The 14,604-nt window shown below is 48.7% G+C and carries 21 protein-coding genes; 11 read left to right on the top strand and 10 right to left on the bottom strand.

Annotation, left to right across the window (positions count from 1 at the left end):
* Window positions 1-73 precede the first annotated feature (73 nt).
* From ABOC97_RS11270 to ABOC97_RS11230, 9 genes are all read left to right on the top strand, one after another.
* Complete coding sequence (locus ABOC97_RS11270) at window positions 74-310, top strand: DUF905 domain-containing protein (RefSeq protein ID WP_000004273.1); 237 nt, start codon at window positions 74-76, stop codon at window positions 308-310.
* 85 nt (window positions 311-395) lie between these two features.
* Entirely contained in the window at window positions 396-854 is a 459-nt protein-coding gene (locus ABOC97_RS11265) for an antirestriction protein (RefSeq protein WP_016538084.1), read from the top strand.
* A 15-nt stretch (window positions 855-869) separates the two neighbouring features.
* Window positions 870-1,346, top strand: coding sequence for a JAB domain-containing protein (locus ABOC97_RS11260; protein WP_000811694.1), 477 nt, complete (start codon window positions 870-872; stop codon window positions 1,344-1,346).
* An 8-nt stretch (window positions 1,347-1,354) separates the two neighbouring features.
* Window positions 1,355-1,576: a DUF987 domain-containing protein gene (locus tag ABOC97_RS11255; RefSeq protein ID WP_000691995.1), complete on the top strand. Its 222-nt coding sequence runs from the start codon at window positions 1,355-1,357 to the stop codon at window positions 1,574-1,576.
* An 18-nt stretch (window positions 1,577-1,594) separates the two neighbouring features.
* Window positions 1,595-1,912, top strand: coding sequence for a type IV toxin-antitoxin system YeeU family antitoxin (locus ABOC97_RS11250; protein ID WP_000065326.1), 318 nt, complete (start codon window positions 1,595-1,597; stop codon window positions 1,910-1,912).
* A 20-nt stretch (window positions 1,913-1,932) separates the two neighbouring features.
* Window positions 1,933-2,256: a TA system toxin CbtA family protein gene (locus ABOC97_RS11245; RefSeq protein ID WP_000698542.1), complete on the top strand. Its 324-nt coding sequence runs from the start codon at window positions 1,933-1,935 to the stop codon at window positions 2,254-2,256.
* A gap of 766 nt (window positions 2,257-3,022) precedes the next feature.
* Window positions 3,023-3,751 carry an HNH endonuclease gene (locus tag ABOC97_RS11240; RefSeq protein ID WP_059347611.1) on the top strand — a complete coding sequence of 243 codons (729 nt, stop codon included), beginning with the start codon at window positions 3,023-3,025 and terminating at the stop codon, window positions 3,749-3,751.
* A 25-nt stretch (window positions 3,752-3,776) separates the two neighbouring features.
* Window positions 3,777-4,403, top strand: coding sequence for a hypothetical protein (locus tag ABOC97_RS11235; protein WP_047050811.1), 627 nt, complete (start codon window positions 3,777-3,779; stop codon window positions 4,401-4,403).
* A 165-nt stretch (window positions 4,404-4,568) separates the two neighbouring features.
* The gene (locus ABOC97_RS11230) at window positions 4,569-5,183 is read left to right on the top strand and encodes a hypothetical protein (RefSeq protein ID WP_074181285.1); all 615 of its coding nucleotides are present in this window, start codon (window positions 4,569-4,571) and stop codon (window positions 5,181-5,183) included.
* A gap of 4 nt (window positions 5,184-5,187) precedes the next feature.
* Here ABOC97_RS11230 and ABOC97_RS11225 read toward each other — a convergent pair whose 3' ends face one another.
* The 3 genes from ABOC97_RS11225 to ABOC97_RS11215 form a co-directional block, all read right to left on the bottom strand.
* A complete protein-coding gene (locus tag ABOC97_RS11225) occupies window positions 5,188-5,385 on the bottom strand; it encodes a hypothetical protein (protein ID WP_064363052.1) in 198 nt (65 codons plus the stop codon).
* 190 nt (window positions 5,386-5,575) lie between these two features.
* Window positions 5,576-6,187 (bottom strand): recombinase family protein, encoded by a 612-nt coding sequence (locus ABOC97_RS11220; RefSeq protein ID WP_064363054.1) that lies wholly within the window; start codon window positions 6,185-6,187, stop codon window positions 5,576-5,578.
* Between the two features lie 178 nt (window positions 6,188-6,365).
* A complete protein-coding gene (locus ABOC97_RS11215) occupies window positions 6,366-6,680 on the bottom strand; it encodes a hypothetical protein (protein WP_015386387.1) in 315 nt (104 codons plus the stop codon).
* 108 nt (window positions 6,681-6,788) lie between these two features.
* Between ABOC97_RS11215 and ABOC97_RS11210 the strand changes: the two genes are divergently transcribed.
* The gene (locus tag ABOC97_RS11210; RefSeq protein WP_349597511.1) at window positions 6,789-7,250 is read left to right on the top strand and encodes a helix-turn-helix domain-containing protein; all 462 of its coding nucleotides are present in this window, start codon (window positions 6,789-6,791) and stop codon (window positions 7,248-7,250) included.
* Window positions 7,251-7,254: 4 nt separating this feature from the next.
* On the opposite strand, the gene ABOC97_RS11205 is transcribed toward ABOC97_RS11210, so the two are convergent.
* From ABOC97_RS11205 to ABOC97_RS11175, 7 genes are all read right to left on the bottom strand, one after another.
* A complete protein-coding gene (locus ABOC97_RS11205) occupies window positions 7,255-7,641 on the bottom strand; it encodes a hypothetical protein (protein WP_064363056.1) in 387 nt (128 codons plus the stop codon).
* A gap of 390 nt (window positions 7,642-8,031) precedes the next feature.
* Window positions 8,032-9,261, bottom strand: a complete 1,230-nt coding sequence (locus ABOC97_RS11200; RefSeq protein WP_064363058.1) for a DUF5906 domain-containing protein — start codon at window positions 9,259-9,261, stop codon at window positions 8,032-8,034.
* A 117-nt stretch (window positions 9,262-9,378) separates the two neighbouring features.
* Complete coding sequence (locus ABOC97_RS11195; protein ID WP_043876083.1) at window positions 9,379-9,585, bottom strand: hypothetical protein; 207 nt, start codon at window positions 9,583-9,585, stop codon at window positions 9,379-9,381.
* On the bottom strand, window positions 9,582-10,016 hold the full coding sequence (locus ABOC97_RS11190; RefSeq protein WP_043876084.1) for an endonuclease domain-containing protein: 435 nt from the start codon (window positions 10,014-10,016) through the stop codon (window positions 9,582-9,584). Before ABOC97_RS11190 ends, ABOC97_RS11195 begins: the two co-directional genes overlap by 4 nt.
* A 10-nt stretch (window positions 10,017-10,026) precedes the next feature.
* Complete coding sequence (locus tag ABOC97_RS11185; RefSeq protein WP_064363059.1) at window positions 10,027-10,491, bottom strand: hypothetical protein; 465 nt, start codon at window positions 10,489-10,491, stop codon at window positions 10,027-10,029.
* Window positions 10,484-10,858: a hypothetical protein gene (locus tag ABOC97_RS11180; protein WP_043876086.1), complete on the bottom strand. Its 375-nt coding sequence runs from the start codon at window positions 10,856-10,858 to the stop codon at window positions 10,484-10,486. Before ABOC97_RS11180 ends, ABOC97_RS11185 begins: the two co-directional genes overlap by 8 nt.
* A gap of 1,110 nt (window positions 10,859-11,968) precedes the next feature.
* Window positions 11,969-13,147 (bottom strand): site-specific integrase, encoded by a 1,179-nt coding sequence (locus ABOC97_RS11175; protein ID WP_064363063.1) that lies wholly within the window; start codon window positions 13,145-13,147, stop codon window positions 11,969-11,971.
* A gap of 259 nt (window positions 13,148-13,406) precedes the next feature.
* On the opposite strand from ABOC97_RS11175, the gene ABOC97_RS11170 reads away from it, so the two are divergent.
* On the top strand, window positions 13,407-14,597 hold the full coding sequence (locus tag ABOC97_RS11170; RefSeq protein WP_234506733.1) for a tyrosine-type recombinase/integrase: 1,191 nt from the start codon (window positions 13,407-13,409) through the stop codon (window positions 14,595-14,597).
* Window positions 14,598-14,604 lie beyond the last annotated feature (7 nt).

Here is a 14,604-nt window from a genome sequence, read left to right as displayed (position 1 = left end):
CTCCCCACACCCGCATATTCCCAAAGCCCCTGACGCGTCTGCGTCAGGGGCTTTTGCTTTTAAGGTACATCGAATGTCTGAATCTCACATGCTGCCACCGGGACCTTTTACCCGACAGCAGGCCGAAGCGGTTACCCGCAGGTATCGCAACATCAGCATTGAAGACGACCAGGGCACACACTTCCGCCTGGTGGTTCGTGACTCTGAAGGTCGAATGATCTGGCGGGCGTGGTGCTTTGAACCGGATGCCGGTGAAGGGCTTAACCGTTATATCCGCAACTCAGGCATGCTCAGAGCATCCTCCTCCTGACCACACCCATTCATCATCCCTGTCTGTCCTTTATTTCCCATACGCCAGCCATCGTCGCTGGCGTTTTTATTGACGGAGAAAATCCATGACGACACAAACTCAATGCGAATTGGTACCCGCTAATGAACCTCAATTTGCCCTTACAGCAACACCAGTACCTGACGAACAGCGTCTCGATTTCTGGCCGCTGTACTTTGGCACTATCCCGCAGTGGATAACGCTGGAACCGCGTATTTTCGCCTGGATGGAGCGCTTTTGTGATGAGTACAGCGGTGGTATCTGGTCCTTTTACACGCTCAGTAATGGCGGCGCGTTTATGGCCCCTGATGCTGACGGTGGCGATAAATGGCATCTGTTTAATAGCATGAACGGCAATGGCGCGGAAATGAGCGTGGAAGCCGCAGGTATCGCGGTCTGCATGATTGAATACAGCCATCACGCCTGTCGCACAGAGTGTGACGCAATGACCGCACACTATTATCGCTTGCGGGACTATGCCCTGCAGCATCCTGAAGCTCACGCCATTCTGCGTATCATCGACTGAACGGAGGAACAAAGGATGAAACAGCTCTCCTTTTTACCCGGCGAGATGACGCCACAGGACCGGCGTCTCATTCAGCGGGCGCTCAGGGCTCTGGAGCGGCACCTGCATGAGCCAGGGGTAGCCTTCACCTCTACTCACGCCGTTCGGGAGTGGTTGCGACTGCATATGGCCGCACTTGAGCGGGAAGAGTTCCGGGTGCTGTATCTGGATAATCAGAACCAGCTTATCGCCCATGAGACGCTCTTTAGTGGCACGATTAACCGCACCGAGGTCCATCCCCGGGAAGTGGTCAAACGTGCACTGCACTTCAATGCGGCGGCGGTGATACTGGTGCATAACCATCCTTCCGGCGAGACGACACCCAGCCAGGCTGACAAAGCCCTCACGCAGCGACTGACTCAGGTACTTCAACTGGTGGATATCCGTATTCCTGACCATCTGATTGTTGGTGGCAGGCAAATCTATTCGTTCGCAGAACACGGTCTGTTGTGAGGTATTACATGAAAATTATCAGTAAACGCCGGGCAATGACGATATACCGCCAGCATCCTGAGTCCCGAATCTTTCGCTACTGCACCGGAAAATATCAGTGGCACGGTAGCGTCTGTCATTACACCGGCAGGGATGTTCCGGATATCACAGGAGTCCTGGCTGTGTACGCCGAACGCCGCCAGGACCGCAACGGGCCTTATGCCTGCCTGATGAGCATCACCCTGAACTGACAATTGTGGAGAACTGTAATGAGCAACATCATTTGGGGCCTGCAGCGCGATATCACGCCGCGCCTGGGAACACGTCTGGTGCAGGAGGGCAACCAGCTGCACTACCTGGCTGACCGGGCCTGTATCACAGGTAAGTTCAGTGATGCCGAATGTCTTAAGCTGGATGTGGCATTTCCGCATTTTATCAGCCGGATGGAATCCATGCTGAGCACGGGTGAAATGAATCCTCGCCACGCCCACTGCGTCACCCTGTACCACAACGGTTTTACCTGCGAAGCCGATACCCTTGGCAGTTGTGGCTATGTATACGTCGCTGTTTATTCCACTCAGCGCTAACAAATTTCACGAGAACAAATATGAAAATTCTACCGGCTACAATTTCGCGGGCGGCGAAGCCCTGCCTGCCACCCGTTGCAGTCTGGCAATTGCTTCTTACACGGCTACTGGAAAAACACTATGGTCTGACCCTGAACGATACGCCGTTCAGTGATGAAACCGTTATAAAGGAACATTTCGATGCCGGTATCACTCTCGCTAATGCCATTAACTTTCTAGTGGAAAAGTACGAACTGGTTCGTATCGATCGCAGAGGGTTTAGCTGGCAAGAACAAACGCCATATCTCACGAATATTGATATCATGAGGGCCCGCCGCGATCTGGGTTTATTAAATCGTAATTAGTCTGATGCTACTGGTGTCGCTGCTTTCGAGTATGCCTGCCATTTGCTATCATCTCGCTTCCTGCTGATTTATCGACAAAGGTAATTACTTGAATTCAAAGCCTCTGTGCTTTGGGGGTATCTTTGGGGGTATAAGTTAAGATATAACTTGAAAATTCTATATTTTTCAAGTTATTGGCGGGGTTGTTCTAACCCCTTCGCCCGCTCCAGATCTCTCCCCTTGTTGCAAAACACCGCCAGCTACTGGCTTAATGTGTTTCGCTATCAACAACTTACTTAACATAAGTTGTCTATTATCGTTCTACCATTGAACGACGATCTACCAACAAGAGGTACACTGTTAGTTGTCACGGATAGTTACTATGGAAGTAAGAGTATAACTATTCGACGGCGGCAGTTCCAACCTCACACCGCGATAGCACAACGTGAAGGAAAAGCCTGGTCCGGGCATTGTCTCTTACACCAGATTGATCATACGCATTTAAGCCCGATGTGCGGCCTTGTGGCTGCGTAAACAGGTGAATAGTGGTATTGCTCCGGTAGCTACAGATCCGGCTCTGCCAGCGCTTCGCTCACGCTCCTAACGGTACACGAGCACCCTGATAAGGTGTGACCTCTCTGAACATTGATGTAGTCGCCTAACGGCTCCGCTTGTCTCCTTACCACTAACGGGGCTTTATGGTTTCTATTGCTTAAAATCAGATAGTTGCATGAACAATGCTTGATAGATAACCTAAGGTAATTCTTAGTTGCAGGTGAGGCCAAAGATGGCAACAAAACCAAATCGTGCTTTAAAGTATGGAGACCAGCCGATAAGGATCACTACTGTTCAGGTAATAGAGAAGCTGGGAGGGGCTGCCACAATAAAGCAAGTCGATGCTTATCTTAGAGGATTGTATCCTCACTATCGGGACAATACGCGCTCTAACTTGGTTATTAACACCGTCAATTGCAATAGAAGTCATTGGCCTTGCAATGAAGTTGCCAGAAGAACAGATGACACGGCTCATCGCTACCATGAGTATGACCGCTTATTCAAGCGAGGGAACATTTTTGAAATCTATCAACCCTCTGTGCATGGCATTTGGGAGTTGTACCAGGATAAACAGGGTAAATGGTGTTACCGTCAAGTGAAGTCGGAGTTTGAAGAAGCAGTAGAGGCTGCTGCTAAATTACCCTCTTCTACACGGGAGAAGATTTTAGCTACGGAAAGTAAAATTCCAGTGATAACCGAAGTAACAACACGAGTTTATAAACGAAGCCCGTATGTGGTTGCCGAAGTTCTTTTAAGAGCAAACGGTAAGTGCCAAAGCTGTCAGCGTGATGCACCTTTCCTGAGAGGTGATGGTACGCCATTTCTTGAGGTTCACCACATTGAGTGGCTTTCTAAAGGGGGAGAGGATTCCGTGGAAAATGCTATAGCATTATGTCCAAATTGCCATAGACAAGCTCATTATGGTGCTTTGGAATTGGTGGCGGTTAACCAGCAAATTTGAACACAATTTCTCATACAGGATGCCCATGAAAAAACTCGAATGGGGTAAATACGCGCTGATCTATCTTGCAGGGTTTCTGACCAGCTTTAGTGGTGCTTTAGATAGTTTGGTGAAAATACCTTCGTCGTATAAAGAATTAAAGAAGACATACATCTACGATAGCGAATTTTTAGCAGGTCAATGGTCAACAAATGCTGAATACTTAGCGGACAGTGGAGAACTGGGATTAGATCCTTCACAACCAAAGATGACTTTGAGTATGGAGGCATCCGAGGACGGAAGCGCGAGTGGTGAAATGATGAGTGAAAAAATCTGCGACGCTCTACCGCTTACTTGGGACATTAGGCTTGAAGCAGACGCGCCAACATTCCGCGATTTCTTCTTTAACAGAAAATTCTATTTGAAGCAGTTGCATGAGGGCAGAATGCAAACTGTTGCAGCATTGGAATTAGTTAACGAAGATAGAAAGCATGGGGCAATGACGTTTAAAGTTGTTGGTGATGGTACAGGCGTACTACCAAAGCTAATAACATTGGCTAAAAATCTACCTCAGTATGAGTCTGACTTTAAAGAGTTGTCCAATTATTGTGCAAAGTCACCGATGAAATTCTGGAAAGATTATTATCAGAAACAAGGAAAAAAATTCCCATGAAAATGGCATCACCCCCTCAAAGCCTGTAGCTACTTCACTAATAGGTGTAGCTGGCTTACTGCCCTGACTGGCGCTTTAACCTGTCTTCGGGCTCTACGTTGCACTGCGCGAGCGCGTACAGTTATTATAGCTTTTACGTACAGTACCGTGTTTCGAGTCCACAAAATGAATAACAATTATGAAGATAGGGCCGCTTTAATCATGGGCCAACTTTTCGCGGTGCATCTGACACCAGACCGTTTGATGAAAATTGGAGCGTTTGTGGTTCAGTATGGATTGTTTGAAACGACACTTGAGCGAGCGATTTGGACATTAACTGAAACTGATGTGCAAGGGGTAAGGCCTTTTACAGAGAAATTGAATGCTGAGAGTATGTTCAGTTCCTTTGGTGCTGGGAATGCAAAGTTAAGCCAAAAATGCAATGCGGTACTACAGGACGCTTCACTGGCTGCTCTTGATTTGTCAAATTATAGAAATAGCCTTATGCACGGTTATTTTATCCCATCTGAAACAAATCCTTGTTTCTTAAGAAATCCAGGCTGGAACGGTGAAGTAAGAAATAAAAAATCAGGAGATGCTTATGTGGGCGAGCCGCTTCTTGATTTGGCCATTATTTCAGCACGCACTTTACATGAAATTTCTGTTCATGCTTCTGCTGTATTCTCAGACTCTAAAAACGAAAAAAGAATAGAATCGTTAGAGTCAAATGTCCGAGAGGCCAGAAGTTTTGCAAGTGAATTACGCTATCTCAGAAGTTTGATGAACGAAGAGAAGTTTTAAATCGTTACTCCTCTTCAAAGGTTATAGTGTAGCGGCATTGCTGCGACGGCTTAACCGTCACTGTCTCCGTAAAGTTGGCGTTTTCGTAGATGCACACCTTATAATTGTCAGTCACCTGTTCTTCACTGAGAATCAGGGTTATCTGTGTGGCATTCGCCAGGGCTGGCAGTAGCGCCAGCGTCAGCACAAGTAAGCGTTTCATGCGCGTGTCCCTCTCTTAATCGCCGTTGAATAATTCGTTCTCAATGCGTCTACTTGGGCTTGAGTGCTCCCCAGGAAGGCGCTGGTTTGCTCCATTACATGAGTCGCTTAACGACGTTTTCGTGACGTACCCAATTCCAGTGCCAGCCATCCCTAAATATCATTGGCTGGTGGCGGGGAACAAGTAAGGCTTACGCCACAAGCACTTTGTTAATGGTGGTTCGGGCTGCTCCTGTGAGGCGATGGATCTCGCTCTTTGTCTTACCTGCTTCATGCAATGCGCGGATCTGTTCGTGTAGTTTGTTGTTTACTGGACGGCCCTTGTAAGCGCCCTCTGCTTTCGCCTTGCTGATTCCCTCAGCCTGACGGCGGCGGCGGTCTGTATAGTCTTTACGGGCGATTGCTGCCAGCATTTCTAACATCATACCGTTGATAGCTTTCATCATGGATTGCATAAAGTCCTCTGGGACTTTCAAAACTAAGTGACTGGTAGGCAAGTCGAGGGCCACCACTCGCAAGCCTTTACTATCAATCTGGGCTTTCAGTGTTTCCCAGTCTTCAACGTTAAGACGGCTCAGGCGGTCTACTTGCTCCACTAACAGAATGTCACCGGGCGCGGCTATGTCTATCAGGCGCATAAGCTCCGGGCGCTGTAAACTGGCTCCGCTCACGTTCTCAATGAAGTAGGTGACGTGGCCTAAATCATTAGAGGCGGCGAATTCTGCCAATGCTGCTTTGGCGCGTGTAGCATCCTGCTCTTTGGTGGAGGCGCGGAGATAGGCATAAACTCGGCTGGTGGTCATCAGGGTAGCCCTTGTGTAGCGTTTGTGTTGTAGCATAATTACATGTAGCGTTTAAGTAGTAAAGCGCTATTTAAGCTACGTCTTTTAGGCCACTTTTATCACGTAGTGTTAATGTATACTCAAATGCTACGCTTGTGTGATGGCGTGAGGATTCACGCCATTAAGAGATAGAAGGGGATTACTCTTCAAAAAACTGTTGAACAGCCCAGCCACCGTGACCACCTGGAGTGATGAAGGAAACAAAACCCTTTTCGTCTACGTTCTGAATCTCAACTGTCATCGATTCTTTTAGGAGACGGCATTTACCGGAAGTAATGAGACCAATCATACCTTGCTGGTCTTTGTCCTGAATGTTACTGATCATCTCGTAAAAATCGGTCAGCTTCTTACAGTTAAATGTTCCTTCTTTTAGGGTGGCTCTATCCCCGTGGCTCAACGCGTAAGCGTTAGTCGCCGTCGCAATCAATACTGCCGCCATAAGAATCTTTTTCATAATGTTCCTGGTTTGTGTTCTGTGGAAGGAGCAAATCATACAACATTAGTTCAAAATGTCACGATTAGAGCGTGGCTGATTAGAGGTCTAAACTTGCATCTTTAGCAGATGCAAAAGAATCTAAGAGCCTTGTTTGGACAAAGAGTTAAACAGCTTCGCATTGCTTCTGGTCTTAGCCAGGAAGCATTTGCTGATCGCTGTGGGTTTGCTCGTAGCTACATGAGCAGGATTGAACGAGGGACGTCAAATGCCTCGCTTGATGCTATTGAGGCATTGGCTCGTGCGCTTGGGGTTGAAGCATGGCAACTCTTTGCATCTAATCAAACTGAAAATACAGAGATTGTGATTGTTCCGTATGCGAAGGACGGCACTTGTTTTAATCCGGGGCTTGCGAGTAATCGGGATCGGTCTTATGTCGTTGGCGAGGCTGATAACCTAAAGAGGTTTCTAATTTTCGAAGAGGCTTTAGACTACCTGCGTAAGATGGAGACTGCGAAATGGAAGCGACCAAATGCAAACGGCAACTGGGGGATAGTTTCTGCGGTTCGCTGGGACTCTCTCGAAAAGTAAAACGCTAAACGAAGGTGTAAACGATGGCGTGATCTTCCAGCTTCCACGTAAAGCGTGAGTTAACTACAAAGTGATTCCACTGGTACGAGATTAGCTCCGGGTCAACCGTCTGGCGCGGTTCTTGCGCGTCTATCACGCTGCGCCCGTCGCGGTACGCTTCCCACTCAAGGCGATGGATGTAGTATCCCGGCAACCACTCGATGATTGGCGTGTTTGGAATAACACGAGGGAAATTGTCTTCCATGTTTTCCGTGCTGCGTTCCTCCGCTTCAAGCTGACGGTGGTGCTGGTGGTCTGTGTTCATAAGCTGGCGCTCAACTTCTTCTATGCGCTGTGCCTTGCGCCCATTTTGGAAAAATTCTTCGTATACAGCTTTGCTGCGTCGTGCCATTACATGGCCTCCTGAATAAAAGTGATTTGTTTTGATGCCCTGGCTGTGCGCTGGCACTTTCTGGGCGGGAATGTGTGCGGCTACCCTCGCCGCCCGGATGGGGTGCAAGTACAGACTCGCTGTATGAGTGATTTAAAGATTTGCTTTTCAATACTTGTTCAGCAGATCGCTACACCATGACGAACGTCACGGTGAGCGGCTGAAATGGGGCGGCTAATGCGTTGCGGGAAACTCTGGCGGGAGTCTCCTCTCCCCGTTATAAAAACGGTGAAGTCGAAAAAGATCTAAGAATACTTGATAAATAGCCCTGTTAGCCTTGTAGCCATGATCAAGCCAGTGGTGGCGCGGGTTTCAAAATGCAGGGCTAAAATCATAGCCCTGTAGCCCTGATCACTTCGTCGGGGTTGGGTAGTATTTATCGACAAACCAGGAGAGAACACTCTCCGGGATCTTGCTGCTGCCGTCCTGCGGCGCTCGATACCAGACTGATTTTAACCCGGCGCGGGTGTTCACTCTGGCGCTCATGTACCCGTTATCACGTAGCCATTGACTCGCGTCCTGTGGTCGTGCGAATGACGGGCAAGCGTCATGGAATGCCTGGAATGCAAACGCCGGATTTTCTCCGGTGAAGATCTCCGCTTCGTTCTGCTCTTCGCTAATGCTGGCTTGTTTCATGCGCTCAAGCGCCACGCTGAACGGTGGGCGATACGGAGTGAACTCTGACAAGGGGTAAGCCATTAAATAAGCATGGACGGCTTCCAGACCTCCCACGGCGAGCCACTCTGCAAGGCGGGTGATAAACTCGGCTGTCTCTTCCCTGCTCACCTTGTGGCGTATGTGGTGGGTGCAGTAATGACGGCGGTCATTGGCTTCTACTTCTATCGGACTTTCGCTGTTACTGAACGTGAAAAATCTGGTGAATGTTGGTACTTTGCGGGGCTGTTCGTACTTCCGGTTAATCTCGATCATGGGTTCTGTTTGGATGGACTTTAAGCGGTCTGCCATGCTGCGTGTAGCTGGCGGCGGGTCGTCAAACAGAATCAGGATTGTACGGGCCATCGCGTCATTGTGGACGCTGGTTAGGGTGCTGTAGTTGCTGTAAAGCGTGGTCTGGTGCATCAGGAGCGGCGAAAGAATTTGATTGAACAAAAAGCCTTTCCCGGTTCCGGTGTCGCTTGGGATCACGATGTGCCAGCTTGGGCGCTGTTCTGGGTGCTGGAACATGTGCGCCATGTATGCGCTCACTGTGGCGCGGTCTGTCTGGTCTGGGAAGAGTCTCGCCAGGTACTCATGCCATAAGGTGAGATCTGCGGCTGGTGTCTTGTCGCTGTGCCAGCGCCTGAACGTATTCAGGGTTCCATTCTGATCGATACCGTATGGCTTCGCCGGGTTGAAATCGTAAACTTTGATGAATGGAATGTGATCCCAAAGAAGGTTTAAATAATCCCGCCGCCACTTTCTACCAGTTGATAAATGGTATTCCCTTTCGAGAATGTCCAGACAGTGATTTGTATTCGTGGGGATGTGGTGGAGGAGTATTTTACCTTGAGCGCTGATAAACGCGTACTTTTCTGCTTGTAAATGGTCAATCAGTGGTCTTATTTGTTGCTTTTCTGTCATCAGTGCCCTCGTTCATAGCATTTCGTAAAGTTTTAATAATGAATGTTGGGCGGCTGTCCTCGCCCTTATTTGCATCAATCCAGCTGAGCACGTCGCGTGCAATAATGAGTTTCAACATTATTTGTTATCCTTAGTTTTGAAGATGTAGCCTTCGGAAAGTAACCACTGATAGAACTGACCAATGGTGATTTTATCTACTGCTTTGTCGAATAACTCTGGCTTGTTCAGTGGTTCGAGCTTGATTTCTGATTTCTGCATGTCCTGTTGCTGGTGGCTCCAATAGTGCTTTAACCAGGCTAAGGATTGTTGCGGGTTTTTGGTCATCGGTAATACTCCAGGTGGTGAAGTTGGTCAAAGCGGACGGCGTAATACACCGCAAACTGTTTTAAGATAAATCCGAAGTCATCTTCTTTGAGAAAGCCGTTCCTACGGTCGAGCGCTGCGTCGTATAACTCATCGTACAGATCGCTATGATGACCGAAATAAACTTCCCATAAGAGCGGTGTGAAGTCTTCACGGTAGGCAATGCGAGACAAGATGCGATTGAAATCGCCTTCAATGGCATTCGTTACACGGTTCAGGATAAGGCGGCAATGCCCTGTTCTGTGGTCGTGGTCAATAACTGGATCTGTCAGTGGCGAGCCTGTTATGAAATCTTTCCCGCCCTGTTCGGCGGTCATCATCTGACGATAGGCGCTGGCGCTTTTCTGAGAGAGCTTCGCCGGGTTTCTCTTCTGAGCATAGTGAATGAACATAACCTGTCCCTTACCTCGCAGTGTCCGCGAGGGCGACACGTAAACGGCTGGCGAACGTCTGGGCCTCGGCTGCTGCTGCGGCTTGCGCGGCTGCTTCTGCACGTTGACGGCGTTCCTCTTCGGCTACGGCTTGGGTGTAATATTCTTCTGCTTGAGCCATCAGGGACGCCATAAGCTGGGCTTCTGCCTCTGTGGTGAGGGCAGTACGGTGAGCCTCGATTTCATCTTGCTTGCGGTTCAACACAATGCGAATTGCAGGTTCCCCGGCGTTATAGAACGGCTGGCGGTCATAGTCGGCTATGGTGTACCCGTCGAGGATAGCTTGCTGTAGCGTGGTGAGGATCACAGGGTAGAAGTCTGAGATGCTGAACACATCAGACAGATGGGCTTCAATGTATCCTGAAATGTAACTTTCGCGCTGGGCCTTAAATTCTGCTTTTACTTCACGCATTAATGCGGCTGGTAGTTTAGTCACGCTTTTGTTTCTCCTTGATTTCTAATAGTCGTTTGATGTTGATGCGGTTGCAGCGTGGGCAATAAAACGGACTCTTCCCACCGACGAGGTAAGACGTTACGTAATACGTTTTGCCCTGGTAAAACTCCATGCCGATGTAGCAGGATTGCAACCATCTGTTGATTTCGCGGTGATCGTTGCCATTGCTCCACTCGTTTACGAAGTCCTCGAAGGTGAAGCAATGTTGCATCACTTCCTCAGCCCAATACATAAACGCTACTCGCTGCGGGGTGGTTGGCATTCCGTACTGGCGTAGCCTGTCGCGGTAAACGTGGAACTCAAAGCGGGGGAGCCATTCGGCAATGGTTTTTAATGTCTGACTTTTCAACTGTAATGATTTTCCTTATGTTCAAATGCAGGAAAGCCCCCAGGAAGGATTGATCCAAATGTCCAACACAACCACCCAGATCGGGTTCTGGGCTAAGGAGAAAAACATTCGGCAACCTGGAGGCTTTATTCTGCGGAGAGTGTACGACGTTGCGCACGGTCATGCTTGCTACTATGGGAATAGCGTTAGGGGAGTAGATTCTATAAAAGGCGGCGAGATCTCGCGTGTATTCCCCGATGGGGTACGCTCATACCATGTGACGAATGAGCACCGTTTCATCATTGCTTCCCTATATGATTTATAATACAGGAAAAAGCACTTTTTGTCAAGTTTTTTTGTTGACTTTTGTATTTAAATGTGATTTGAGAGCTGTGTTGTCTGGATCTGCATGGTCGGAAGTGGATAGTGGGGATACAGTGAAGCTGTCAGAGAGAACGGCCCGGAGCACTCATTAGAGCGTATGCATTTGATCGGGGGGCTTCCACTCTCCACAACGTCAGGTAGCGCCGCTGGTGGCTCTGGGAATCATCTTCTGGATGTTGCACCAGTGAGAAGGGCGACGGCTGCACGATGTGCCAGCTTGGGCGCTGCTCTCGCTTCGTCTGTTGCGTTCTGTGCTGCTTTCTCTCAAAGGATGGGTGAACGTCAGGGAGACAGGCTGTAATGCGTTCAGGGGCTGCTGGTGGACGTGGTTAAATGAAGACGGTAATCATCGAGACGACTCTCCAGCATACTCTGGAATCTCATCGAGATGGATCTCTGGTGGTGGTTATCGGTGAGTAACAGGAAGGGATTATTATAAAGGTTAAGTTAATGATAGTTGGATCAGTGCATGACTTCGGATTACTCATACCTACGTAGCTACATCAGGTAGTAACAAGAACAGATTATTATCAGGGGAGGCTAATGGTTAATTCAGATCGGAGGTAGAGAGTACACCTGAGTAGTGATTGATACACAGGAACAGACATACTCTCTCTTTCATGACTAACATGAAAGAATACTATTGTACAAAGGTAGCTCTATCCCTTCGGGATAACAAACCTCCCTCGCTTCGCTCGCGAACTTCGTGTGTAGGGTAGCACATTTCCTTACTTAAAGTCAACCCATTTACCATAAAAATTTAACGATTTCCACATGTTTTTTTAGCTCCTCCATGCTCGCGCCCTGGGAATAGGTGCGGAAGGCTTCCGTCTTCGATTTCTGGTCTGTGTGTCCCGTTATGGCTCCGATCCGCTGTTCTGGTACTCCTGCACGGTCTAAGCAGGTTATGAACATACCGCGCAAGCTGTGGAAGCATTGGCGGTCTGTGGCTGTAGGAAGCACACGACGGCGTAGTCTGGTGAACGCTTGAGAGTAGAAGGGGCCTTTCTTGCCGTCCTTCCGGTTAATCCTGTTAGCCTGTGGAAACAGGTATTCGCCGTAAGCGTGACTCAAATACTCATCGACAATCTCAGATAGCCGGGAGTGAATAGGGACATGCCTGATCCCCGCTTTGGTCTTTGACTTCGAGATGTAGAAACAGCGTACACCTTCCACCGTTTGGATCTCTGACTTCTTGAGGCTTGCCAGTTCATCAAGGCGGCATCCTGAAAAGAGTCCCATAGTGATAATGTTCCTGATCTCTGGCTCTGCTGAATCCAGTAGCTTTTGCATCTGGTCAGGATCGAACGGCTGATAACTTTCAATCGTCGCCCTCGCTTCGAGGTTCATGCCGTGAAACGGGTTATCCGGCGCTATGTCGTCATGACTTCTCCGAGCATACTCGTACAGGCTCCCCAGGCACGTTAGCCAGTTCTGGACGGTTTGAGGGGCTTTCTTGCCCTGCTGGTTGATGAACATCGTCACTTGTGACCGTCTGATCTCAGTGATTTTAACATCTACCCGATCCAGCGATGCGAGAAACACCTCGACGGCGCGAGCAGATTTAGCCAGCGTCGAGAATGAGCGCTTGTCTCTGTATTTGTCCGCGTATTGATCGCGGATAGTGGTTAGTGTCGGTACTGTTTGGAGTGGGGCGCGTAATGTGGCTTGCTTATGCAGTCCTGCGATGGCGTGTTGTATGCGCCTTTCCTCCGTATCCGGGGAATACTGTTCTTTCAGGGTTTTCCACTCGATCAGCATGTGATTACGGAAATGTTTTGCTGCTGTCAGATCCCTGGTGCCTGTAGATTTCCGGTACAGGCGTTTCCCTCCGAAGATGTGGCGCATGTACACCGGAATGAAGATCTGGAACATCCAAACGCCGTCAGCAGTAGGATATAAATAAGATTGGGCCTTGATAGACATGAGATTTTTCCTCTACAATCTCCGTCATCAACTACCAGTTTTGAGATCTTTCAAGGCTGTTAAGGGAGGTTGTTCGATTCCCTTCGCCCGCTCCAAACTCAAGTCTTCTGAAGTCTACCAAACTCAATTTTCCCTTGATAAATCAGCAGTTATAGCATTCTATTAGTCTATTGAACTCAATTGTACTCCCCCAGGGTCAAGCTCAATGTGGGGGTATGGATGGGGGTATAATTGTACCCCCTGCTGAGAGGTACCCCCAATGAAGCTGACAGCTCGTCAGGTTGAAACTGCAAAACCTAAAGATAAGCCCTACAAACTCGCTGATGGTGGTGGTCTTTACCTGCTGGTTAATCCCAACGGTAAAAGATACTGGCGTCTCAAATACCGTTCGCTAGGTAAAGAGAAGCTGCTCGCTATTGGCGTTTACCCCGATGTTTCTTTAGCTGAAGCCAGAAATAAGCGTGAGGATGCAAAAAGGACATTAGCGGCTGGCAACGATCCTTCTCTTGAACGGAAAATTGAGAAACTTAGTCGTCAACAAGATGCAGAAAACTCTTTTGAGGCTATCACGCGGGAGTGGTATCAGCGTCGCTATGACCGCTGGTCTGTCTCCTACCGCGAAGAAATGTTGAGAACCTTTGAAAAGGATGTGTTCCCTTATATCGGTCACCGGCCAATCAAAGATATCAAACCGATGGAGTTGCTTGCTGTTCTTTCAAAGATAGAAGTTCGAGGAGCAACTGAGAAGGTCCGTAAGGTTCGCCAGCGTTGTGGAGAGGTCTGGAAGTATGCCGTTGTGACTGGCAGGGCTGAGTACAATCCAGCTCCTGATCTAGCCAGCGCAGTAGCTCCCCATGAGAAAGAGCACTATGCTTTTTTGACCCAGGATGAATTGCCAGAGTTTCTTCAAACTCTGAACACCTACGCAGGTAGTGTACTTGTTAAAATAGCGATGCAATTACTTATTTTGACTGGAGTAAGGCCTGGGGAATTGAGGCAAGCGGAGTGGCAGGAGTTTGATTTTGAGCGGAAGGTTTGGAACGTGCCAGCAGAGCGCATGAAAATGCGCCGCCCTCATCTGGTTCCGTTATCAAGCCAGGTAATTGACTTGCTTAATCAGCTTAAACCCATGACGGGAGCGGGAACGTTGCTGTTCCCAGGACGTAATAATCCAAAGAAACCGGTGAGTGATATGGCATTGACTGTGCTGGTCAGGCGTATCGGCTATGCCGGGCGTGTTACGGGGCATGGATTCCGCCACACGATGAGTACTATTTTGCATGAGCAGGGATTTAACTCAGCTTGGATCGAGCTACAACTGGCTCACGTCGATAAGAACTCAATTCGTGGAACGTATAACCATGCTCAGTATCTAGAGGGAAGGAGGGAGATGATGCAGTGGTATGGCAATCTAATCATTGATTTGAATTCAGCAGTACGGTCAGGCTGACCTGCCC

Origin of the sequence: Kluyvera huaxiensis, from assembly GCF_040149365.1 — a bacterium.
GTDB classification, from domain to species: Bacteria; Pseudomonadota; Gammaproteobacteria; order Enterobacterales; family Enterobacteriaceae; genus Kluyvera; species Kluyvera intermedia_A.
The sequence above is the reverse complement of the archived record's forward strand: the minus strand, read 5'-3'. Positions and strand labels throughout refer to the sequence as shown.